Here is a 22,141-nt window from a genome sequence, read left to right on the forward strand (position 1 = left end):
AACATAATTGCTTCGGTCAAAGAACTCTGGACGTAGAGAATGGTATTAATCATTGTTACCCTTGCCGGACGATTTAAAAACGAATAAAATGAGGACAAGCGAACACGAAGAGGTGATTTCTATGCCCGAGAATAATGAGCCACGCAAAGTGAATTTGGCTGATGCGATCAAGCAAAAGCTGGAACAAAAGAAACAGCAAAATACATCCGCGAACAAGCCGGGACAATTCCAAGCCGGTTCAGCGCAAAAAATGAAAAGCCAAAACAACAAAAAACCAAACAACCAGCGTCGTCGTACCGGCGGTTCGTAAAGAACCGATCCGTAACGCGCGCCAAAAAATGCTGCACCTCCCATACCCGGGAGGTGCAGCATTTTTATTGAATAAAAAAGGCGGGATGACAGCTTGTCGCCATCATCCCGCCGCTAATTTTTTAAACTTCAACCGGGTACATGCTTTCGCGAAGCCCCTTGATCTCTTCACTCTCCAGATACTCGTCATAACTCATGCTGCGGTCGATGATGCCGTTAGGCGTAATCTCGATAATCCGGTTGGCAATCGTCTGAATGAACTGATGGTCATGCGAGGTGAACAGAATCGTTCCGTCGAAATCGATCAGGCCGTTGTTGAGCGCCGTGATGGACTCCAGATCCAAGTGGTTGGTCGGCTCATCGAAGATCAGCACGTTCGCCCCGTTCAGCATCATTTTGGCCAGCATGCAGCGAACCTTCTCGCCTCCGGACAATACGCTGGCTTTCTTCAACGCTTCCTCCCCCGAGAACAGCATGCGGCCAAGGAATCCGCGCAGGAACGTTTCGTCCTGATCCTTGGAATATTGGCGCAGCCATTCCACGAGATTCAGGTCGACTCCGTCGAAATAAGCCGAATTGTCTTTCGGGAAATACGCTTGGGTCGTGGTTACGCCCCAGCTGTATTCGCCGGCTTCCGCTTCGGTTTCGCCGGTGATGACCTGGAACAAGGTCGTTTTCGGCAAGCCGTTTGGCCCGACAAACGCAATTTTGTCACCTTTATTCACGACAAAACTCACGTTGTCCAGCACTTTCTCGCCTTCCACGCTTTTCGTCAGGCTGTCCACGGTCAGCAATTGCTTGCCGGCTTCGCGTTCAGGCTTGAAGTTGAGGAACGGATATTTACGGTTGGATGGACGGATATCGTCCAGCGTAATTTTATCGAGCTGCTTCTTCCGGGATGTCGCTTGCTTCGATTTCGAAGCATTCGCGGAGAAGCGCTGAATGAAGGCTTGAAGCTCCTTGATCTTCTCTTCCTTCTTCTTGTTGGATTCGCGCTGGAGCGCGAGGGCCAGCTGGCTGGATTCATACCAGAAGTCGTAGTTGCCGACATACAGCTGGATTTTGCCGAAATCGATATCCGCAATATGCGTACATACCTTGTTCAAGAAGTGACGGTCATGGGATACCACGATAACGGTGCCTTCATAATCCATCAGGAAATTCTCGAGCCACTGAATCGATTCGAGGTCCAAGTGGTTGGTAGGCTCATCGAGCAGCAGGTTATGCGGCCGGCCGAACAATGCTTGGGCCAAGAGAACGCGGACCTTTTCGTTGCCGCTCAGCTCCGACATCTTCTTGTCGTGCAGCTCACGCGGAATACCCAGGCCGATCAGGAGCGCAGCCGCATCCGGCTCGGCATCCCATCCGTTCAGCTCGGCGAATTCGCCTTCCAGCTCACCCGCACGCATGCCGTCTTCTTCGGAGAAGTCGGCTTTTGCATACAGCGCATCCTTCTCTTTCATGATGGTATACAGTCTGGCATGACCCATGATGACCGTCTCCAGAACCGGATACTGGTCATATTCATAGTGGTTCTGCTTCAGAACCGCCATCCGTTCGTTGGGAGTCATATGAACCTCGCCTGAGTTCGGTTCAATCTCGCCGGAGAGGATTTTCAGAAATGTAGACTTACCCGCCCCGTTAGCGCCGATGAGGCCGTAGCAGTTGCCCGGGGTGAATTTTATATTGACATCTTCAAATAGTGCTCGTTTGCCATAGCGGAGCGTTACGCCGCTTGTACTGATCATTAAGCATTACCATCCTTTATCACTATTGGTTTCAGCACATTATAGCATAAGTACGGCGGTTATCGAAGCTTCTGGACGATATAAAACGGTTTTAAACAAATATAACCTCCTGCACGGGCCATTTCATGCTGACCAGCCACAGGAGGCCGACGATCAAAGATTATCTTATTTCCCAGTTTCATAGAACCGAGGCGTTTCTATTAATTAAAAGAAAGCAGTCAGGCCGGATCCGCTGTCTTACCATAGACTTCACCGAGAATCGATTGACGATCCCGTGAAGTCGGCTAAGAAAAGCGCTGCTTCGCAAGAACGGTCGGCATTTGGCCCTAAACGATGACGATGAGTAGCAACTAAATAAATGGGCCCGAAAGGTTACGACCTTTCGGGCCTTTTTAGGCAGTCTGTAGTGTGTATGCCGATCAGAATCGCTTCCGGGTTTCTGTTACGAAGTCACGCTTCTTCGTTCCGGCTGAACCTTGAAGGTTTCCCCGTACTTCAACACGCGAATCCGCTCCTTGGCAATCCCGAGCCGCTTTCGTTCCGCTTCCATCCGGTCCAGCGCTTCCCTGGCCGTATCATCGGCCAGCTTGAAGGTCCCGTAATGCATCGGAATCATCGTCTCCGCCTTCACGTCCTGAAACGCCTGCAGCGCCTCTTCCGGATTGACGTGCTGAGACGTCATGAACCACTCCGGCTCGTATGCCCCGATCGGCATTAAAGCGAGGTGAATGTTAAATCGTTCGCCGATCAGCTTAAAGCCCTCGAAATAACCGCTGTCTCCGGCAAAATACAAATTCGGCGGAAGCAGCCGGGTGCCGTCCTCTGCGACGGGTTCGTTATCGCACGGCAATTCATCGGAAGAACTCGAATCCGTCTTTCCATCCTGCAGCACGGGCTCCATCACGAATCCTCCCCAATGGGACGTATTCGTATCAAAGGGTGTGCGCCGCGTCCAATGCTGTGTCGGCACGAAGGAGAATTTCACGCCTTTTATGGCGACCGATTCCCACCACTGCAGTTCGATCACGCGGCGAAAGCCTTTATTGATCATTTTCCGACGCAGACCAACCGGTACAATGATGGTGGTGTCCGCACGGTACAGCTTACGGATCGAGGAAACATGCATATGGTCATAGTGGGAATGCGATATCAAAATGACATCGATCGGGGGAATCTCATGAATGGGAAGTCCAGGTTCCCCAAGGCGCTTATTAAACCCCATTCTCCGCGCCCATACGGGATCAGTCACAATATTCATGCCTTCATATTGGATGAAGAACGTGGCGTGCCCGATCCAGGTAACGGAGGTTTCGTGCCGGTTGCTATGCAAATACTGAAGATCCGGCGTCAGGTTCGGAATGCAGTAGGAATAATCCTTCTTCTTCTGACGACGTTCGTCGCGCCACTGCTTGAACTGTTTAAGCGTTTTGTCCGTGCTGACGTTATCGATATTGTTATAGCGAATTCTTGGCATGCCGCCTCCTCCTTCCATTACCCTGTATTTTACCCGTATTGAGCTATCCGCTCAACTTTGCGCTTTGTTGTTCTTTTTACACCGAATGATTCATGGCGAAACAACCCGGCTTTATTTTGTCCATCCCTCAATCCGAAGGGTCTTTATACTTGATGACGTAAATCGCCATAAAGGCTACGGCAGCCAGTACCGTGAGCAGCGGTGCTATGAAAATGCCAAAGTCCTCCACCTGCCTCACCCCTTCTTCGCGGATTTGCCGCGAATGTAGTTCGCATCGAACAAAAACAATCGCATCAGCAGGATCAGGGAAGGCACCAGCACGCAGAAGCCGAGAATAAACGCGGTAATCAAAGCGATGGCCATCGTATCGTTGGTGATGCTCTCATGAATGTGGATATAATCATAGAGAATGTACGGCAGATGCGAGCGACCATATCCGTACCAGGCAAAAGCGAATTGAAGCATGACCATGATAAATGCGATGCCAAGGCGGATGCGTTTCCACACGAGGTATACCGCGATCACAAAGCAGACAAACGATGCGATAAACATCCAGGCGATATCCAGCATTTGCCCAAAATGCACCGGATTTTGATGATTGATCTGGAAAAACGCGAACACCGAAGCCAGGATCGTCGGCCCGCTCCACCCTAGTGCATAACTCCGGACCACGCCGAACGCCACCTCATCCCCGGCACGCTGCGCGTAATAGGACAGAAACATCGCCGAGATGTACAGAACGCTGACAAGGGCAAGCAGAATGACCGACCACGTGTACGGATTCGTGAAGAACGTGTACCAATGAAGCTCGACCTTCCCGCCGTCCATATAGATGATGCCGCCTTCGGATATGGCCAATATCGTCGACAAAGCGGCAGGAATAAGCAGCCCGGTCGCTCCGTATAGTCCCATGTATACGAGATTGTTGCCCGTCTGGCTGCCATACGTATGATAGGCGTAGTAAGCGCCTCGGATGGCGAGCAGCACTAGCGCCAAGCTGCCCGGGACAAGCAGCGCGGTACCATAGTAATAAGCCGCATCGGGAAAGAATCCGACGAGTCCGACCACAAAAAAGATCAGGAACACATTGGTCACTTCCCATACGGGGGACAGATATCGCTGGATGATGTTGTGAATCTTGTTCTCATGTCCGGTAAGCACGCTATAGAAGCTGAAGAAGCCGGCACCGAAATCAATCGAGGCCACCAGCAAATACCCGAACAGGAACGTCCAAAGAACGGTTATGGCTACCATGGCATAGCTCACCTGCGGTCTCCTCCTTCGATTTCGAGTCCCAGCAGCCGGATTTCCTCTTCCGCGCTTTTATTCCGGAACAACTGGCTCAGCACGCGGATGGCGGATACGGACAAGACCAAATACAGTAGAATAAACAGCACCAGCATCCAGCCGACGCTCGATGAAGTGGTCGCCGCATCCGATACCTTCATATATCCCCGCACAATCCACGGCTGCCTTCCGATCTCGGCAAGGAACCAGCCCAGCCATATGGCTGACATCGATAGAGGCCCTAAAGCCAATATACTGAGCAGCAGCCACTTTGGATAAGGCTTTTTGCCAGGAAGTTTCCTTCGGAACATATACAAGAGGGGAATCAGAACAATCACGGCACCGCTGGTCACCTTCAAATCAAAAAAATAATGCACGGACATGGGCGGTCTCTCGTTCTCCGGAAATTCATTCAGGCCGATAACCTCCGTACTGGGGCTGTTCCCCGCCAGTATGCTAAGCGCGTACGGAATCTTTAACGCATACTTGATTTCGTTATTCTCATCCAGAAAGCCGCCGTAAATGAGCGGGGCTTCGGTCATCGTCTCAAAATGCCACTCGGCGGCCGCCAATTTCTCGGGCTGGTATTTGGCCAGGAATTTGCCGGAAAAGTCTCCAATCATCACGGTGGCCACGGCAAAAACGAAGGTGGAAACGACGGTAAGCTTCAACGCTTTCTTAAAATAGACGTGCCTGCTTCCCCGAAGCAAGCTGAAAGCCGCGATGCTGGCCAGCGCCGCAGCGCTTGTCGTAAACGCCGACGCCAGCACATGGCTCACCTTGGTCGGCGTCGCCGGATTGAACATGGCCACGAACGGATTCACGTTCGTAAACACCCCGTCCACCAGCTCAAAGCCCTGCGGCTGGTTCATAAATGCATTCATGCTTGTGATAAAGAATGCAGAAGCGGAGGAGCCGATCGCCACGGGAATCAACAGCAGCAAGTGGGTCCATTTGTTTTTGAACCGATCCCACGTATAGAGATAAATGCCAAGAAAGATCGCCTCCACAAAAAAAGCGAAGGTTTCCATGAACAGCGGCAGCGCGATGGCCTTACCGGCTACGCGCATAAAGGTGGGCCACAGCAGGCTGAGCTGCAATCCGATGGCGGTTCCTGTCACGACGCCAACAGCCACGGTAATCACATATCCCCGCGCCCAGCGCCTGGCGAGCAAGGTATAATGGTCGTCCCCCGTCCGGATCCCCCTCCATTCCGCCAGGGCCAGCATAATGGGAATCCCGACGCCGATGGTTGCCAGAACAATATGTACAAACAGGGTCAGTCCGGTCAGTATCCGGCTCATCAATACTGGATCCAGTGATGACATCAGGTTCACTCCTCGGGTGCGTTATCCAAAATGATGCATGTAGCGTATATATCCTTTCACGGCTCCGTACAGCATAATGGCCGCCACGATAAAGCATAGAATCGCTAGCTTTTTCTCCTGCTTCCTGTACATCGACAGCCTAGCCTCCCTTATGTATTTCGGACTTCCTGCAAGGGGTGCCGCCCTTCGCCGTCATTCTTTGAAAAGCATGAATGAATTCCATCCAACATTATCAGTTTTACAATCCCTTCCTCTTTTTATCCAAAGTCCGGTCAATTTGTTGGAATCCTGTGCATGATGTTTTTTCCGGCATGGAAAAGAGGTACAATAAGAGGATAAGGAGGCGATAAAACCCATGAAAATTACATTCATTGAACCAACCCCGAGCCCGAACTCCATGATGCTTCATCTTGACGAAACCCTGGAGTCCGGAATTCGCAGAACATATACACTAGACAACGAACGGTCGGCTCCTCCCTGGATCAGGCAGCTGCTCCATATCCCTGGCGTAAAGAGCGTGTTCCACACCCTCGATTTCATCGCGCTCGACCGTAAAGGCAACGCCGATTGGCCTTCCATTCTGGGCGCCGTTCAGGAAATATTCGGCCAGGAGGGGCTCGCCGCCGGACTCAAGGAAGGCGCGGATGATATCGCATTTGGGGAAGCCCAAGTGTTCGTGCAATATTTCCGCAACATTCCGATGCAGATTCGTGTCAAAAGCGGGAATCAGGAAGAACGTATCGGTCTGTCGGAGCGCTTCTCCCAAGCCGTAGCCGCCGTAGGGACTTCGACGCTTATCAAGGAACGCAAGCTCAAGGAGTACGGCGTACGCTACGGCCAGCTTGCCGACATCGCCCGTGACGTGGAGCAAGAGCTGGAAGCCGCATTCCCGCAGGAGCGCCTCGATAAGGTCATTGCCCAGGCGATTGCCCACGGTGCCAGCGACGAGGATTTCGTCGAGCAGCGCCGGAAGCTGACGGACGAGGAAACCGAGGCCGCGATGCAGGATGAGGACTGGCGCGTGCGTTATGCCGCTTTGGATGCGCTGGAGCCGACGGAGAAACACCTTCCGCTTCTTCGCAAAGCGCTTCGGGATCCGAAGATGCAGATCCGCCGGCTCGTCGTTGTGTACTTGGGCGACCTTCGGACGCCTGAAGCGATGGAGCTCCTGTATGAAGCCATGCGCGACGAAACGCCGGCCGTTCGCCGTACCGCTGGAGATACCTTGTCCGATATCGGCGATGCCGCCGCTACCCCGGTCATGGTCGAATCGCTCAAAGACAGCAGCAAGATCGTTCGCTGGCGTGCAGCCCGCTTCCTATACGAAGTTGGTACGGAGGAAGCGCGTTCCGCCCTTGAAGAAGCCGCCAACGATCCGGAATTCGAAGTAAGCCTGCAGGCGCGAATGGCGCTGGAGCGCATCGAATCCGGCGAAGAAGCTGCCGGAACCGTCTGGCAGCAAATGGCTAAACGGAATCAATCGTAATCGCGCGGCGGGGAACCGCCTTGAACCGTAAAAATTAACCATTGCTTCTGACATGGAATGTGATTTATACTTAGGACTCTCTTGTTAGAATTGAATATACAGATAGCCTCATCAATCCAAGATGAGGTAGAGGTTGCAGACATGATCAGTAGTTGTGCCGAGGCAAAGAGAAGCCGGTGAAGCACAGTGAAAGGCATGAATGCCGAAGTGCAGGGTATCCTCTTGTATCCTGTGCTGGGGCCGTTGTCGAAAGAGACGGAACTGTCACGGGGATTTCCCCGTGTTGTGCTATCTTCATGGAGGGTATGATGCGGATACGATCAAGACCGCAGGTATAGGACCTGCGGTCTTTTTGTTCTAACAGGGTATATTTTAAATATCATTTCTTAATGTATAGAAGGAGTGTTCGACCTTGAATCGCAAAAAAGCACCGGCTGCTTCGCTTAAGCAGAGCTTTAAAGCCCGTCATATGACGATGATCGCCCTTGGCGGATCGATCGGTACGGGCCTGTTCCTGGCAAGCGGAACGGCCATCGCCTCTGCCGGTCCGGGCGGAGCGCTTATCGCTTATGCCGCCGTAGGCCTCATGGTTTACTTTCTGATGACCAGCCTGGGCGAACTCGCTACGTATCTTCCGGATTCCGGCTCATTCAGCACCTACGCCTCCCGGTTTGTCAGTCCCGCCTTCGGATTTGCCGTCGGCTGGAACTTCTGGTACAACTGGGCCGTTACCATTGCCGCCGAGCTTGCGGCGGCGACGGTTATAATCAAGTTCTGGTTCCCGGACAGCCCGTCATTTCTGTGGAGCCTTCTGTTCCTGGCGATTATGTTCGGCTTAAACATTCTATCCGCCAAAGGATACGGGGAATCGGAATATTGGTTTGCTATCATTAAAGTAGCGACCGTCATTGTATTTCTTATCATCGGCGTTATGATGATTTTCGGCATTCTTGGCGGCGAAGCGGTCGGATTCAGCAACTTTAGCCTAGGCGACGGGCCGGTACACGGCGGATTCTTCGCGCTGGTCGGCGTATTTATGGCCGCCGGCTTCTCCTTTCAGGGAACCGAGCTGATCGGGGTAGCCGCAGGCGAAAGCGAGAATCCGAGAAAACATGTGCCCAAAGCCATTCGTCAGGTTTTCTGGCGCATCCTGATCTTCTATATTTTCGCCATTTTTATTATCGGCATGCTGATCCCGTACACCCATCCGAGCTTGCTTCAATCCGGGGTCGACAATATCGGTGTCAGCCCATTCACCCTGGTGTTTGAGAAAGCCGGCCTTGCGTTTGCGGCTTCCGTAATGAATGCGGTCATTCTCAGCTCCGTGCTGTCGGCCGGCAACTCCGGGATGTATGCCTCGACCCGCGTCCTGTATGCCATGGCGAAGCAGGGCATGGCTCCGAAATGGCTGAGCCGCCTGAACAGCCGCGGCGTGCCGGTTGCAGCCCTGATCGTAACCTCCGCCGTGGGCATGCTGGCGTTCCTGGCCTCCTTCTTCGGCGATGGCGTCGTTTACGTGTGGCTTCTGAACGCCTCCGGGATGTGCGGATTCATTAACTGGCTGGCGATTGCGGTGAGTCATTACCGCTTCCGCAAAGCCTACGTTGCCCAAGGCAAGGACCTGAAGGATCTTCCGTTCCGTGCGCGCTGGTTCCCCTTCGGCCCCATCTTCGCTTTCCTGCTCTGTCTCGTGGCCATTATCGGTCAAGGCAATTTCAGCGGGGAAATCGACTGGTTAACGATCATTGCCACGTATGTCAGCATTCCGCTGTTCCTCTCCATCTGGTTCGGCTACCGCTTGATTAAGAAGAGCCGCATCGTACCTTTGGATGAGTGCGATTTGAGTACGAACGCCAAATCATAATAAAGACGAACATGCAAAAAAACAGCTTCCTCCCATTGTTGGGAGGAAGCTGTTTTTCATTTGGCACGGACATCTACCATATGATCTGCACTCTAAGATCACCCGTGTTTTCAAAAGCATTGTGATAATACTTGATGGACCCCAGATTGTTCTTTAACTGCAGCTGCTGGAGCACGCTCACGAGCTCTCGCTCGCTGCCGTCAAACCGGAATACCAGCTTTCGGCTGCCTTCCGCCTTCGCTGCCTTCACCAACGGCTGAAGCTGAAGGTGGGAGCTGACGATGGCGCGGGCATCGTATAACTGGTACTCCAGATCCTTCTTAATCGCTTCGTATGCTCCCGCTTTCGAACGATCCTTCGCGGCCAGCCCGGCCAGCGTGTTGCGGTAAAGCGTATTCGCCTTCGGATAGGATTTCACCCAGGTATGATCCCGGCCCATCTGCTCATCCGTCCGGAGGTAATAGGTGTAGGATACCTCGTTGTCACGATCCGGCACGGGATCGTTCCACGTCGTGTCCAGGTGATACCATTTGCCGTCCAGAAGGATCAGATTCCAGGCATGGAGCTGGCCCTGTGGATTGTCGGAGGCGTAAGCCGTACCCTCCACGATTTTGTTCTGAATCCCGGCTTCCTTCAGCAGCTTATGCGTTAATAGGGAATAGCCCTGGCATACTGTGCTGCCCGTGTAAAGCCCGTCATAGGCCGTATATTTCGTAAGCGTTGTATCGTATTTCAAGTTGCGGACCACCCAATCATGGATGGCTTTCACCTTCTCATGATCATTCATGCCCGGCTTGATGATCTGCTTCAAAATGCGGTCGGTATGCTGGTTCACGTAGTTCGTCTGCTCCGCGGTCTCGCGATAGCTCAACCGGACGGTAACATTGGCGGAACTGGATGTTCCACGATAGTCGTAGCTATAGCTGGCAATGGTGTAATGGATATAAGGATCACTGGCCATCGCCTGATCAAGTGCGTCTTTTAGCTGCGATTTCAGCGATTTGGTCTCGCCCTGGTAAACAAAACGCACCGTCGATTGCCTGTCGCTCATCGCTGTCAGCAGTTTCTGCTGTATCGCATGGACCGACTTCACGACCGTTTTGTTGGAAGTGGCATAGACATCACTGAGATTAGCTGGTTCTGGTACTGCTGCAACGGTTACCGCCAAAGTCCCTATGAACAGTAATTTAACGATCGTTCCTCGGCTTCGTTTCATCGGTACACCCGCCCTTCATCTTCCTCATCCGTATGCACCATCATTGTAACACATAACATCAGGGCTTAAGGGTTCTAGTTTTGTCGACCGGGCACGAATATTAAATACTACCAATAAAATGAGGACAAGAAGGAATCGCTTCGTCCCGCCAGCTTCGACATGCGGACCAGAACCTCAGCCGCTTCCGCGCGCGTCACTTCGCGATTAGGCAGGAACTTGCCATCCACCGCCGGAAGAAGACCCAGCTTGAGCGCGATCAGGGCTGCGCCTTTGTTCGTCACGGCGTCGGCATCGGATATCCCCTGCACATCGGTTGGAAGAATAAAGGCTTTGGACAGCTTCTCGTAATTCAAAATCCGGGTCAGCGAGCTTGCCAGTTCATCCCTGGTCAGCTTACGGTCCAGCTGCAGCGGGCTGTCCGGGTCATACGGAATCCAGTTCTGCCCGATCAGCACTTGAATGGCCTGGTAATACGGATGGTCCGGCTGCAGGCCCGCGTACGGATCCATGGTAGATCTTCCGTACACCTGCTCGTAGGACGGGCTAACCGAAGCCGCTACCAGCTGATACCATTCGCCAAGGGTGATCTGACGATCCGGGTACACCTTGCCGTCCTTGTCTGGAACCAATACCCGATATTTCACCAGCTCCTTGAGAGCCGCTTCGGCTGAATGCCCTGCCGCGTCAGTCACTGGCGGAATATCCTTGCGGTTCATTTCCGGCATGATATCGCGCCATTCCCCGCTCTTGGCATCGAGCGGTACCTGCATGCCGCCTAAAGCCTGCTGTTTATGTGTCGGATAATAAATCAGCTTGATGAAAGGCTTCGTGATTTCATTATTGGCAGACAGGTAACCGCCGTAATAGCCGTATTTCAGCTTCAGGTCAATCTCCTTCAAATACTGCGCTCTTGCCTGCTCCTCGGTAATAGCCGGCTTTACGTCTGTTGGCAGCTTGGAGAGGACGCCTTCCGAATTCACGCTAAAGCCCTGGATTTGCCCGTTGGCCTCAATCGTGAGGTTCAGGGAATCGCCCATGACGCGAATATCGCCGACATAGCGCTGGAATGAAAATTGATAGTTGAGGGTTTTCGTGTCCTTGCCCATTTTATCAACCGATGTCAGCTTCCATTCCTCGGAAGCATTGGGCACCAGCTTGCTTACCGTCTTGAAAGCAAGATCCTGCGCAGCCTGCTGCGAAATCGGGTTCTTCACTTCCGCAGTGCTCGTCCGGTCATAACGATAACGGTTGTACGAGTAGATCTGTCCGGTCTTGGCGTCCACCTCTGCGGATACCATCTCTCCTCCGCCCATGGCGGAGATACTATGTTCGCCCCATCTGATGTTCCACGTCTTAACCTCTTTGTTGTTCCATCTTGCACCCAGCGACTTGGATTCCGTCTTCAAGCCGGACGGCAGCTTGATCTGCGACTCCACCCATCGGGCTGCCGCATCACCGCCGGCGAATGGACCCGCGATCGGCTTAAAGGTTTCTTCGGTTGCCGGAATCGTGCCGTCCTCAACAGAGACAAGCCCGCTCTCTTCCCCTGTGAAACTGATGAATTTGCCGGTATTGGCATCCATTGAATAACCTGACAGATCATTAGGTATGTAACCTAAAAAATATTCGCCTTTGGCATTGTTATATAAATTTTCCGGCACATACGCCAAGGATACTTGGAATTGATCTTCAAACAATTTGCGGATCGAAGCCTCGCTCAATTTCGGCGTGGATGAAGGAAACTCCTCACTGACTTGATTGCGGGAATATTGAATCGTATTGCCCTGCCCATCCAGCGTGATCGTAATGCTGTTCACATCCGATTCAATTCCGTTCACCGAGGTCTGGAAATAAAAATCAAACCGGGGCGGACTGAACAAAGCTGCTTGCATACCGAGATACGCTTCATTCTCCTTAAGCTCGCTTGCCTTCACGTCCGACACATGGGTGCTGATCCATTTCAGCGCCTTCTCCTTGGCTGCTTCCCGGGTTAACGCCGGTTTGTCGCTATCCTGTTTCACTAAAGAATTAGGGAGATAGATATGAATAAGTTCACCCGTAACCGCATTGACCTGGGCATTGAAGCCGGAGGTTGAGTTCCCTTTGGTCAACACCAATTGCAGATCCCATGCAAGCGCGCTCGATCTCATGTCGTCATTCTCCAGGAACTGCACGTTCGACACCTTCACGTTCTTGAGTTCCGAGAAAGCCTTCTTCACGATTTCTTCCGCCTGCTTGGATGAAATTTTTGCGCCCTTCGGTATTTCGTTATCCGTAACGCTTTCGGAACCGGCTTGACCACTGTTGTCGACGGAAGTTACCGTTTCGGATACAGCGACTCCGCTTCCCGGAACGGAATTATCCCCCCAGACCGGCTGCGCCAAACAAAGCATGGCCGTAGCCGTAACCGCACAAACGGTCTTTTTTACCCTTACTTTCTTCTTCCCCGATGGATTCACTTGATTCGCTCCCTTCCATTTCTTGAACCTAACCATGCATTACTTACACACGATGCTATCCTCAACAAGTGCCTGTACACGGCAGCAATGACATAACCAAGCTACCTAAATAATACCATAACTTGTCTATATATTCCTTATGTAGTAAGCTTCCAAAACATAACCTGCGTGGTTAAGGATGAACAAAGTGTAACTATTTCGCCGCTTCCACAAAAGCCGCTGCACGGCGCTGGATCTCGTCCGAATTCCCGGACGCAAGCGCATCCTTCGGAAGCAGCGCGCTCCCTAAACCCACCGCTGCCGCGCCTGCGTTAAAATAATCCGGAAGATTGCCCAGCGTAACTCCGCCCGTGGCAAGCAGCGGAATGTGATTCAGCGGGCCCTGAAGCTCCCGGATAAACGACAAGCCGAGGCTTGCCATAGGAAACAGCTTCACGATCTCCGCCCCGGCGGCGTACGCCGCAACGATCTCCGTTGGTGTCATCGCCCCGGGCCATACGTCGATTCCCTGCTCCAGGGCAAATTCGATGACGGAAAGATCCGTGTTCGGCGAGATCAGGAATTGGGCTCCGGCAGAGACCGCTTCCTTGGCCATCTCCACATCTAGGACGGTACCCGCGCCGACATACACGTCACCGTCATAGCGGGCGCGCCAATCCTGAATCATATGTAAAGCGCCCTTCGTATTCATCGTCACTTCCATAAACCGGATTCCGCCCCGGGCCAACCCTTCCCCCACGAAGCCCGCTTGTTCTTTTGTAATGCCGCGCACGATGGCAACGATTTTCTCGCGTTTCAGTTCGGCTGTCAGTTTCATTGACGTCCCCCCCATCTCTTTTTTTACACTTTCCGCGCCATCCTTAATCGGATTGGCCGCAGATGTTACACAATGATCACAGGCCATCCAATAAAGGGAACCTGAAAATCGATATCCAAACCGGTTCCCATCGAAGAGGGTCGACCCTCATTCCCCGGCGTAACCTGCTTATGACTTCAACCTGCTTCAAGTATATGCGGTCCAGAGCGTTCACGCAAAAAAAGCAGGCCGGGAGAATGTCTTCCCGACCTGCTCTTCAACATCTGTAGGTTATCCGCGGAATTCGGACAGCTCCGCGCCAAGTTCACGCGTGGCTCCGTATACGCTTTGATAGAGTCCAAACAATTTGTCATAGGCCTGAACCGCTTGCGGGTTTGGAGAATACGAGCGTGCCGGACGCAAAAACGCCTTCGCGCAGCCCTGAAGGCTTGGGAACCAGCCGCAGCCGCAAGCTGCAAGCATTGCCGCGCCCATGGCCGGGCCCTGCTCGCTTTCCAGCTTCACGATTTCCGCGTTGAACACATCCGCCTGCATCTGCAGCCAGGTCTCGTTCTTGGCTCCGCCGCCAATGGAAATCACGCGGTCGATCTGCTTGCCCGATGCCCGGAGGATATCGATGGATTCGCGGAGAGAGAACGTGATCCCCTCGAGTACCGAACGCGCAAAGTGAGGCAGCTTATGCCCGGCGTCCATGCCAATGAAGCTGCCGCGGATGGTGGCGTCCGGATGGGGCGTGCGTTCGCCGACAATATACGGCGTGAACAGCAGCCCGCCGCTGCCTACCGGGATATTTCCGATATCGCTTAACAGCGCGTCAAAGGAAACATCCGGAGCAAAGGTATCCTTGAACCAGGTCAGGCTGTATCCCGCTGCTAGGGTTACCCCCATAATATAATAAGCATCTTTCTCGCTATGGTTAAAGAAATGGACCTTCCCTTCAAAATCCACCTCGCGGCGCTCCTCATAGGACAGCACCACGCCCGATGTACCAATGCTGCACATCGTCTGCCCTTCTTCGAGAATGCCGGCGCCGATAGCGCCGCAGGCGTTGTCCGCCCCGCCGGCAAATACCTTCGTCTCCGGCAGCAGAGCGGCTTGCTCCGCAATCTCGGGGAGCAGCGTGCCGCATTCGTCGAAGGATTCGACCAACGGCGGGCATAAGGTGTGCGGCAACTGGAAAGCATCCAGAATGTCGGTGCTCCAGGATTTCCCGGCCACGTCCAGCAGCAGCGTGCCGGCTGCATCGGAGTAGTCCATCGCGTATTGTCCGGTCAAGCGGAAACGCACGTAATCCTTAGGCAGCAGGAACAGGGCAGCCCGTTCGAGCACTTCCGGCTCAAACTCCTGAACCCAGAGAATCTTCGGCAGAGTGAAGCCTTCCAGCGCGCGATTGCGTGCAATGCCGAGCAGCTTCTCCTGCAAGGTCTCCTCGATGCGGCGGCATTGCGCCGTTGTCCGGGTGTCGTTCCACAGGATCGCCGGCCGCAGCACGGCGCCCTCTCCGTCTACCAGGACCAAACCATGCATTTGGCCAGAGAAACTCAATCCCTCAACCTCGGATGGATTTATGTTGTTTCCTTTCATTAATTGTCGTAACGACAATACCGTTTTGTCCACCCAGTCCTCCGGCCGCTGTTCGCTGTAACCGGGCTTCGGCTGGCTCAGCGGGTATGACTCCGAATGCTCGGCAACCACCGTGCCGCTGCGGTCCACCAGCACGGTCTTCACGGCACTGGTCCCCAAATCAACTCCGATAACGTAACTCATCTATATCCTCCTTCGTCTCCTCATGAACCGAACATGAAAACATCGTTGGCATTCTCCCTGGGCGCATCGTCTGGTCCGGGGCATGCCGCCAATGACTGCCGACCATCGCTCGCTCCATCGTTTCCGGTTTGAAATAAGTACACCGGCATCCCTGGAGGGAGCCGGTGAAGGTTTTGGATTTCATGGAACAAGCTTAAACAGCCGAACCGTTATGAATTAATTCGCAAGAATGTACTGATTCAGAATCGCCTTCAGCATTTCTTGGCGTCCGGACTCGTTTTTGCGAGGGGACTCGTTGTTCAGCGCGTATTCCGCAAGGGAAGCCAGCGTAGCCTTACCGGATACGACGTCTGCGCCGATGCCTTCATTAAAGCTGCTGTAGCGCTTCGCGATGAAGTCCTCGAATACGCGGTCTTCGATCAGCTTCGCTGCCACTTTCAAGCCTTTTGCGTAAGTATCCATACCGGCGATGTGCGCATGGAACAGATCTTCCGGCTCGAAAGATGGACGGCGAACCTTCGCGTCGAAGTTCACGCCGCCGCGGCCGAGGCCGCCGTTCATCAGCACTTCGTACAGCGTCAATGTAGCGTCATAGATGTTAACCGGGAATTCGTCCGTATCCCATCCGATAAGCATATCGCCTTGGTTCGCGTCGAGGGAACCGAGCATGCCGTTGATGCGTGCTACGCGAAGCTCATGTTCGAAGGTATGACCGGCCAGCGTGGCGTGGTTTGCTTCAAGATTCAATTTAAAGTGCTTGTCGAGGCCGTATTTCTGCAGGAATGCAATCGTAGTAGCCGCATCGAAGTCATATTGATGCTTGGTCGGCTCCTTCGGTTTAGGCTCGATCAGGAACTGAGCGTCAAAGCCGATTTCCTTCGCGTAATCCACCGCCATATGGAACAGGCGCGCCAGGTTATCCAGTTCAAGGCCCATGTCCGTGTTCAGCAGGGTCTCGTAGCCTTCACGGCCTCCCCAGAACACGTAGTTCTCGGCGCCGAGGCGTTTGCCGACTTCGAGGCCCTTCTTGATTTGCGCAGCCGCATGAGCGTATACATCGGCGTTGCACGTAGTGCCCGCACCATGCATGAAACGAGGATTCGTGAACATGTTGGCCGTGTTCCACAGCAGTTTTTTGCCGGTGGACTTCATATGGTCTTCAATCGAGTCCACAATCGTATCGATGTTGCTGTAGAACTCGCGCAGGCTGCTGCCTTCCGGCGCAATGTCCACGTCGTGGAAGCAGAAATACGGAAGGTTCATCTTCTCCATGAATTCAAAGCCTGCCTCAACGCGTGCTTTGGCAAGGTCCATGCCGGAGTAGTTGCCCCAAGGACGAACCGCCGTGTCGGCACCGAACGGATCGGAGCCGCCTGCAGTCAATGTATGCCAGTAAGCCATCGCGAAACGGAGATGCTCTTCCATCGTTTTGCCGGCTACGACTTCTGTCGGATTATAAAATTTAAAAGCATAAGGGTTGGTCGATTTGCTGCCTTCGTACTCGACTTTGCTAATGTTGTTAAAATAGGCCATGAATAAATCCTCCTATACCTTGTTAAGGTGTGGTTAACGCTTACAAGGTTATCCTATCACAGCTCCACCACTTTGTCTATTGGTTAAACAAAGTTATTCCTTTACATGTCTTTCAAATCCGATTCCGCCTGCCGTTGGGACGGCTTCCCATCTGTGGCGAGGACATTTCTTCGTCTGATCCAGGGTACACCCTTCCTAACATTCAGATGAAGACATCGGACACCGAACCCGGCTCATTATATATTCCGTGACTTAAGCGGCGTTACGGGCTGTTGCATTTTCCGGGCTTTGCCCCTAGACTATGAGCATATCAAGTCTCACAAGCCTAACTGGATTAGGAAAGCAAGACTAAAAGGATGAATACACATGACGAATATTACCGGTGACCAGGCTCTGGTCAAGAAAATAAACACTTCCATCATTCTCGATACGATACGTCAACACGCGCCGGTCTCCCGGGCGAAGGTGTCCAAGCTGACAGGCCTGAACAAGGCAACCGTCTCCAATCTTGTGCAGGAGCTGTGCAGCAACCACCTGGTCCAGGAAATCGGGCCAGGCGAATCCAGCGGGGGCAGGAAGCCGCAGCTGCTGCTGTTTAACGGACAAGCCGGGTATGCCATTGGCGTCGAGCTGCGCGTGAAGCAGATAACCGCCGTGCTTACCGATCTGGAAGGACGGATCCTTGCCGAAGAGGACACGGCGCTTGAAGGGCACGACGTTGAATCGGTGACGAGGCTGATGGTGGGCATGATCCACAGCCTGATGCGTCAGGCCCCTCCCTCCCCGTACGGCATCATCGGGATCGGCGTGGGCGTCCCGGGGATGGTCGACGGCGACGGCACCGTCCTCTTCGCCCCCAACCTGGGGTGGGACATGGTCCCGCTGCAGGAGCAGCTCGAGCTCGAACTCGGACTCCCCGTCACCATCGACAATGAAGCGAACGCGGGGGCCCAGGGCGAGCTGCGCTTCGGAGCCGGCCGGGACGCCCGCCATCTCCTCTATATCAGTGCCGGCAGCGGTATCGGCTCCGGCATCATCATCAATGGCGAGCTCTATAAGGGAGCCCGCGGATATGCCGGCGAAAGCGGCCATATGTCCATCGAAGCCGAGGGTCGGGAATGCAGCTGCGGCAACCGCGGCTGCTGGGAGCTGTACGCCTCGGAGAAATCCTACGACGGCCAAGATGCCGTTCTTCCGTCCAGGCGGACATCCGAGCTTGTCCATCATGCCGAGCTCGGCCATGAGGAGACCATCCGGCATTTCGAGGGGCTCGGACGCTATCTGGGCATTGGGATAACCAATCTTGTCAACGGATTCAATCCGCAATCGGTCATCATCGGCGGTCCGCTGTCCGACGCCCGGGCTTGGATCGAAGAAACGCTCCAGCAAGTCGTTGCCCAGCGCACGCTTCCTTATCACCGTGAGCGGATGGAGATCCGGTTTGCGGAGCTGGGCAGCCGCTCTACCATGATCGGTGCGGCCTACTCTGCCATTTCGCAATTTCTTAGCCCGGTACGGGTCTCCATGCCGATTCATTAAAATTGACGATATTTTGTCGTAATTAGCGCCAAGCATCTTAAGGAAAATCTCGCGATTTTCCGCTATAATTAATCTCATCCTGTTATTTAAATCACGTTTCTCCTCGCGGAGAAACGTGTGATCGTTATACTAAAGGGAGAGGAAACGCTCAAATGACCTATGTAAGCACTGCGGAAATATCGCCTGAAATGTTTGTGACCGTATTGCTGTGTCTCCTAGTTATCGCACCTTTGTTCAGTCTCGGCATTATGCGTTTTTTTCAAGGCAAGAAAAAAGCCGGCTTCATTCTATTCGGCTCCGGCGTGGCGGCATATGTCGTATTCCAGATCATCATGAGCCTGTTTTTCAGCAAGTGAACATGACTTGTACGAACGTATGGCAGCATGAGCATGGCTCGGCAACAAAAAAAGCTCCTTCCCCAAACTTCGGGAAGGAGCTTTTTATCATAAGCAAGCGATTGGCTTGCCATCATGCTGATGAGATTAAGCTTCAGGATTCAACGCTTTGTTGAACTGGAGCTTGTTCATGCCAAGAATTCGGTGCTCACCGATGATGGTGAGAGGTACCGCGCGAACGCCCATATCCCATACCTGCTGCGCGAATTCGTCGTTCTGCTCGATGTTGCGCTCTTCAAACTCGATACCTTGATCGGACAAGAAGCCTTTTACTTGTTTGCAGTGTGGGCAGTTGTTCGAAGTGTATACAATCACGTTTTCCATGGTCGGTCAGTCTCCTCTACTCATGATTTGGGCTGCTTACAGCCGGTTCGATCTCTATCTATCAGTTTACAACACGACAGCGCTGTGTTCCAAGCTCTCGATGTATTTCTCAGCATCCATAGCCGCCATACAGCCGCTTCCCGCTGCTGTAATCGCTTGTCTGTAACGGGTGTCCTGCACGTCGCCGCAAGCAAATACGCCTTGGATATTCGTTTCGGATGTTCCCGGAGTCGTTACGATATATCCGTTCGGGTCAGTCGTAATGCTTCCGCCAAGGAAACCGGTGTTCGGATGGTGGCCGATCGCCACGAACACGCCGCTGACCGCGATCGTCTCTTCTTCGCCAGTCTCATTGTTGAGCACTTTGATGCCTTTTACGCCTGTCTCGTCCGCAATGACTTCCTGCGGCGTGCGGTTCAATGCCCATTCGATTTTCTCGTTGGCGCGGGCGCGATCCTGCATGATTTTCGATGCACGAAGCTCCTCCCGACGGTGAACCAGCGTTACTTTGGAAGCAAAGCGGGTCAGGAAGTTGGCTTCCTCCAGCGCGGAATCACCGCCGCCGACAACAACGATCTCTTTCCCGCGGAAGAAGAATCCGTCGCAGGTTGCGCAAGTGCTGACGCCGCGTCCCACATTGTCTTGCTCTCCCGGAATGCCGAGATATTTAGCCGTTGCGCCCGTAGAGATAATCAGTGTCTCGGCAACCACTTCGCCCATTCCGTCAACGTCCAGCTTGAACGGACGCTCTCCGAATTCCACGCTGTTCACCCAGCCTGTACGAAATTCCGCGCCAAATCGTTCCGCCTGCTGACGCATATTGTCCATCAGTTCAGGACCCATGATGCCTTCGGGAAACCCCGGGAAATTTTCAACTTCGGTTGTGGTTGTCAGCTGTCCGCCAGGTTGCGGACCTTCAATGACGAGCGGGCTCAAATTTGCGCGAGCCAGATAAATGGCAGCCGTAAGCCCGGCAGGGCCTGTGCCTATAATAACGGATTTGTACATATCGTTTCCCTCCTATATATGGAACACTTAATTATAATCATTATAAATTAATATTAATTATGGTTATATCAGAGCCGTCTGTCAATATGTCACATCACACCCCATCTGCAAATATTGTTAATCCATTCTTCATAAACCGCTGGGGAATTTACTATTTTGAAAAAATGAATCTCGTGCTCGAAAGGACACCTTGTTGTAAAACGTTTACTTCGAGGTCAGGAGTGCGCTGAGATCAGGTTAGAAGAATTTAGGGTTACGAAAAGACTTCCTCCACACGATTAACGGTGGGAAGATGAATGTTTGATGAAGTTCCGAAGCAAAACACGATGCCTGCACAAATCCCCCTGTACTCGCCATGCGAGCTCAGAGGGATTCTTAGCTAGGTCATGATTTTGCAGATGCTCCGATTATTCAATGTAATCCCCCCAAAACTGATTTTGAGGACTTGGGTTATACCGGTTATCCGACAGATTAACATACGAAAGTCCCGTCAGTTCCCCTATGAATTCCGGCTCGCTCCGGAGTTGGTTTCGGCTTAGGTCAAGGAAACTCAGATTCTGCAGCTGCCCCATCTCCATGGGAAGTTCCGAAATTCCCGTGTAATTCATACTAAGCTGCTCCAGCAACCTCAATCGTCCGAGCTCCGGAGGGACACGCGTCAGCGATACTTCCTCTATCCGGATCACATGATCTGTAGGTCCATGATAACTCCCGCACGCGATTTTCAAGCGTTTTAACTTGGCCAAATCACCGATCTCCGCCGGAATCTCCACGAGATCCTCCGTATATACCGTCAAATCCTCTAATTCCGTAAGACCGAACAGGGCCGCAGGCAGTCTGGTGACGTAACTTTCATGGATCATAAGTTCCTTCAGCTCCTTCAGCTCTCCGATGCTTTCAGGAATCTCCTGGATGCCAAAACCGAAAATTTCAAGCTTGCGCGGTTTGTGAAACAATACATCCTGCCAGAATACCTCAAACTTCTTATGTTCCGGACGGCTTAGAAACAGGCCCGGAATCATGGCCGATATGTTCTCGGCTTCTTCTTGGCCGATCTGAAGCCCGCCCATTCGTTCATGAGCTACATGATGTAAGAAGTCCTGTCCATCCTGATCCCAGAAGTTCAAATCCTCCGGCAGATGGGGATGCTGCCATGCAAACAGATCATCCGCCGCCTGCTTCAACACAACAGCGGCTTCCTCGCAGCATCTATAAATATAGTAAGTGCCCGCTCCGTATTCAATCCCGTTGCCACGCACGGTTTCCTCTTCCAATCGCTTCATGATATCGCGCTCGCTAATCCTGCGTTCTTCGATCAGAAAAGGCTCAAGCAGCGAAAACACACGCTTGGCTTCCTCCATGAGCTGGAACTCTCCACGCCTTGCTAACACGAATACCGCCGACCGCTCCATCGCATAATCAATCAGCCAGGAATAAGCAGCTCCTCTTGGAGCGTCGTAAAAGAATGCCATATTGCTGATCACCTCTCATCTTCCACGATTTCAAGCAGCCTGATTTATTTCGCTGCCCACAGTAAAATCCCCTTCTTCTCCAGCAAGGAAAAGAAAGGGACGCTTTGTCATTGCA

Annotated in this window: 17 protein-coding genes and 1 riboswitch; of the genes, 5 read left to right on the plus strand and 12 right to left on the minus strand. The window is 52.9% G+C overall.

Features of this window, described 5'->3' with window-relative positions; genetic code table 11:
• Positions 1 to 121: 121 nt before the first annotated feature.
• Positions 122 to 310, plus strand: coding sequence for a hypothetical protein (locus tag BMX45_RS26420; protein ID WP_009594046.1), 189 nt, complete (start codon positions 122 to 124; stop codon positions 308 to 310).
• A gap of 121 nt (positions 311 to 431) precedes the next feature.
• Here BMX45_RS26420 and BMX45_RS26425 read toward each other — a convergent pair whose 3' ends face one another.
• The 4 genes from BMX45_RS26425 to BMX45_RS26440 form a co-directional block, all read right to left on the minus strand.
• A complete protein-coding gene (locus BMX45_RS26425; protein WP_090913202.1) occupies positions 432 to 2,057 on the minus strand; it encodes an ABC-F family ATP-binding cassette domain-containing protein in 1,626 nt (541 codons plus the stop codon).
• A gap of 442 nt (positions 2,058 to 2,499) precedes the next feature.
• Positions 2,500 to 3,531, minus strand: a complete 1,032-nt coding sequence (locus BMX45_RS26430) for an MBL fold metallo-hydrolase (protein WP_090913204.1) — start codon at positions 3,529 to 3,531, stop codon at positions 2,500 to 2,502.
• A 234-nt stretch (positions 3,532 to 3,765) separates the two neighbouring features.
• Positions 3,766 to 4,797: a cytochrome d ubiquinol oxidase subunit II gene (locus BMX45_RS26435; RefSeq protein WP_090913206.1), complete on the minus strand. Its 1,032-nt coding sequence runs from the start codon at positions 4,795 to 4,797 to the stop codon at positions 3,766 to 3,768.
• Positions 4,794 to 6,146 (minus strand): cytochrome ubiquinol oxidase subunit I, encoded by a 1,353-nt coding sequence (locus BMX45_RS26440; RefSeq protein ID WP_090913208.1) that lies wholly within the window; start codon positions 6,144 to 6,146, stop codon positions 4,794 to 4,796. Before BMX45_RS26440 ends, BMX45_RS26435 begins: the two co-directional genes overlap by 4 nt.
• Before the next feature lie 355 nt (positions 6,147 to 6,501).
• Between BMX45_RS26440 and BMX45_RS26445 the strand changes: the two genes are divergently transcribed.
• The gene (locus BMX45_RS26445) at positions 6,502 to 7,632 is read left to right on the plus strand and encodes a virulence factor (RefSeq protein ID WP_090913210.1); all 1,131 of its coding nucleotides are present in this window, start codon (positions 6,502 to 6,504) and stop codon (positions 7,630 to 7,632) included.
• Positions 7,633 to 7,751: 119 nt separating this feature from the next.
• Positions 7,752 to 7,931: riboswitch (Lysine riboswitch) on the plus strand.
• Between the two features lie 170 nt (positions 7,932 to 8,101).
• Positions 8,102 to 9,496, plus strand: a complete 1,395-nt coding sequence (locus BMX45_RS26450) for an amino acid permease (protein ID WP_254778293.1) — start codon at positions 8,102 to 8,104, stop codon at positions 9,494 to 9,496.
• Between the two features lie 73 nt (positions 9,497 to 9,569).
• On the opposite strand, the gene BMX45_RS26455 is transcribed toward BMX45_RS26450, so the two are convergent.
• From BMX45_RS26455 to xylA, 5 genes are all read right to left on the minus strand, one after another.
• On the minus strand, positions 9,570 to 10,712 hold the full coding sequence (locus BMX45_RS26455; protein ID WP_090913213.1) for a transglutaminase domain-containing protein: 1,143 nt from the start codon (positions 10,710 to 10,712) through the stop codon (positions 9,570 to 9,572).
• Positions 10,713 to 10,819: 107 nt separating this feature from the next.
• Positions 10,820 to 13,207 (minus strand): YcdB/YcdC domain-containing protein, encoded by a 2,388-nt coding sequence (locus tag BMX45_RS26460; RefSeq protein ID WP_254778274.1) that lies wholly within the window; start codon positions 13,205 to 13,207, stop codon positions 10,820 to 10,822.
• 157 nt (positions 13,208 to 13,364) lie between these two features.
• Positions 13,365 to 13,988, minus strand: coding sequence for a bifunctional 4-hydroxy-2-oxoglutarate aldolase/2-dehydro-3-deoxy-phosphogluconate aldolase (locus BMX45_RS26465; protein ID WP_090913217.1), 624 nt, complete (start codon positions 13,986 to 13,988; stop codon positions 13,365 to 13,367).
• 270 nt (positions 13,989 to 14,258) lie between these two features.
• Positions 14,259 to 15,755 (minus strand): xylulokinase, encoded by a 1,497-nt coding sequence (gene xylB, locus BMX45_RS26470; RefSeq protein WP_090913219.1) that lies wholly within the window; start codon positions 15,753 to 15,755, stop codon positions 14,259 to 14,261.
• Positions 15,756 to 15,971: 216 nt separating this feature from the next.
• Positions 15,972 to 17,288 carry a xylose isomerase gene (gene xylA / locus BMX45_RS26475; RefSeq protein ID WP_015737501.1) on the minus strand — a complete coding sequence of 439 codons (1,317 nt, stop codon included), beginning with the start codon at positions 17,286 to 17,288 and terminating at the stop codon, positions 15,972 to 15,974.
• 366 nt (positions 17,289 to 17,654) lie between these two features.
• Between xylA and BMX45_RS26480 the strand changes: the two genes are divergently transcribed.
• Together BMX45_RS26480 and BMX45_RS26485 are read left to right on the plus strand one after the other, a co-directional pair.
• Positions 17,655 to 18,827, plus strand: a complete 1,173-nt coding sequence (locus tag BMX45_RS26480) for an ROK family protein (protein ID WP_090913221.1) — start codon at positions 17,655 to 17,657, stop codon at positions 18,825 to 18,827.
• Positions 18,828 to 18,979: 152 nt separating this feature from the next.
• Positions 18,980 to 19,183 carry a hypothetical protein gene (locus tag BMX45_RS26485; protein WP_090913223.1) on the plus strand — a complete coding sequence of 68 codons (204 nt, stop codon included), beginning with the start codon at positions 18,980 to 18,982 and terminating at the stop codon, positions 19,181 to 19,183.
• A gap of 126 nt (positions 19,184 to 19,309) precedes the next feature.
• Here BMX45_RS26485 and BMX45_RS26490 read toward each other — a convergent pair whose 3' ends face one another.
• The 3 genes from BMX45_RS26490 to BMX45_RS26500 form a co-directional block, all read right to left on the minus strand.
• Positions 19,310 to 19,546 (minus strand): glutaredoxin family protein, encoded by a 237-nt coding sequence (locus BMX45_RS26490; RefSeq protein WP_006212730.1) that lies wholly within the window; start codon positions 19,544 to 19,546, stop codon positions 19,310 to 19,312.
• A 66-nt stretch (positions 19,547 to 19,612) separates the two neighbouring features.
• Positions 19,613 to 20,554, minus strand: a complete 942-nt coding sequence (gene trxB, locus BMX45_RS26495; RefSeq protein ID WP_015737504.1) for a thioredoxin-disulfide reductase — start codon at positions 20,552 to 20,554, stop codon at positions 19,613 to 19,615.
• Positions 20,555 to 20,961: 407 nt separating this feature from the next.
• Positions 20,962 to 22,026 (minus strand): leucine-rich repeat domain-containing protein, encoded by a 1,065-nt coding sequence (locus BMX45_RS26500; protein ID WP_090913226.1) that lies wholly within the window; start codon positions 22,024 to 22,026, stop codon positions 20,962 to 20,964.
• Positions 22,027 to 22,141: the final 115 nt, after the last annotated feature.

Origin of the sequence: Paenibacillus sp. cl141a (genome assembly GCF_900109305.1) — a bacterium.
Classification (GTDB): domain Bacteria; phylum Bacillota; class Bacilli; order Paenibacillales; family Paenibacillaceae; genus Paenibacillus_AQ; species Paenibacillus_AQ lautus_A.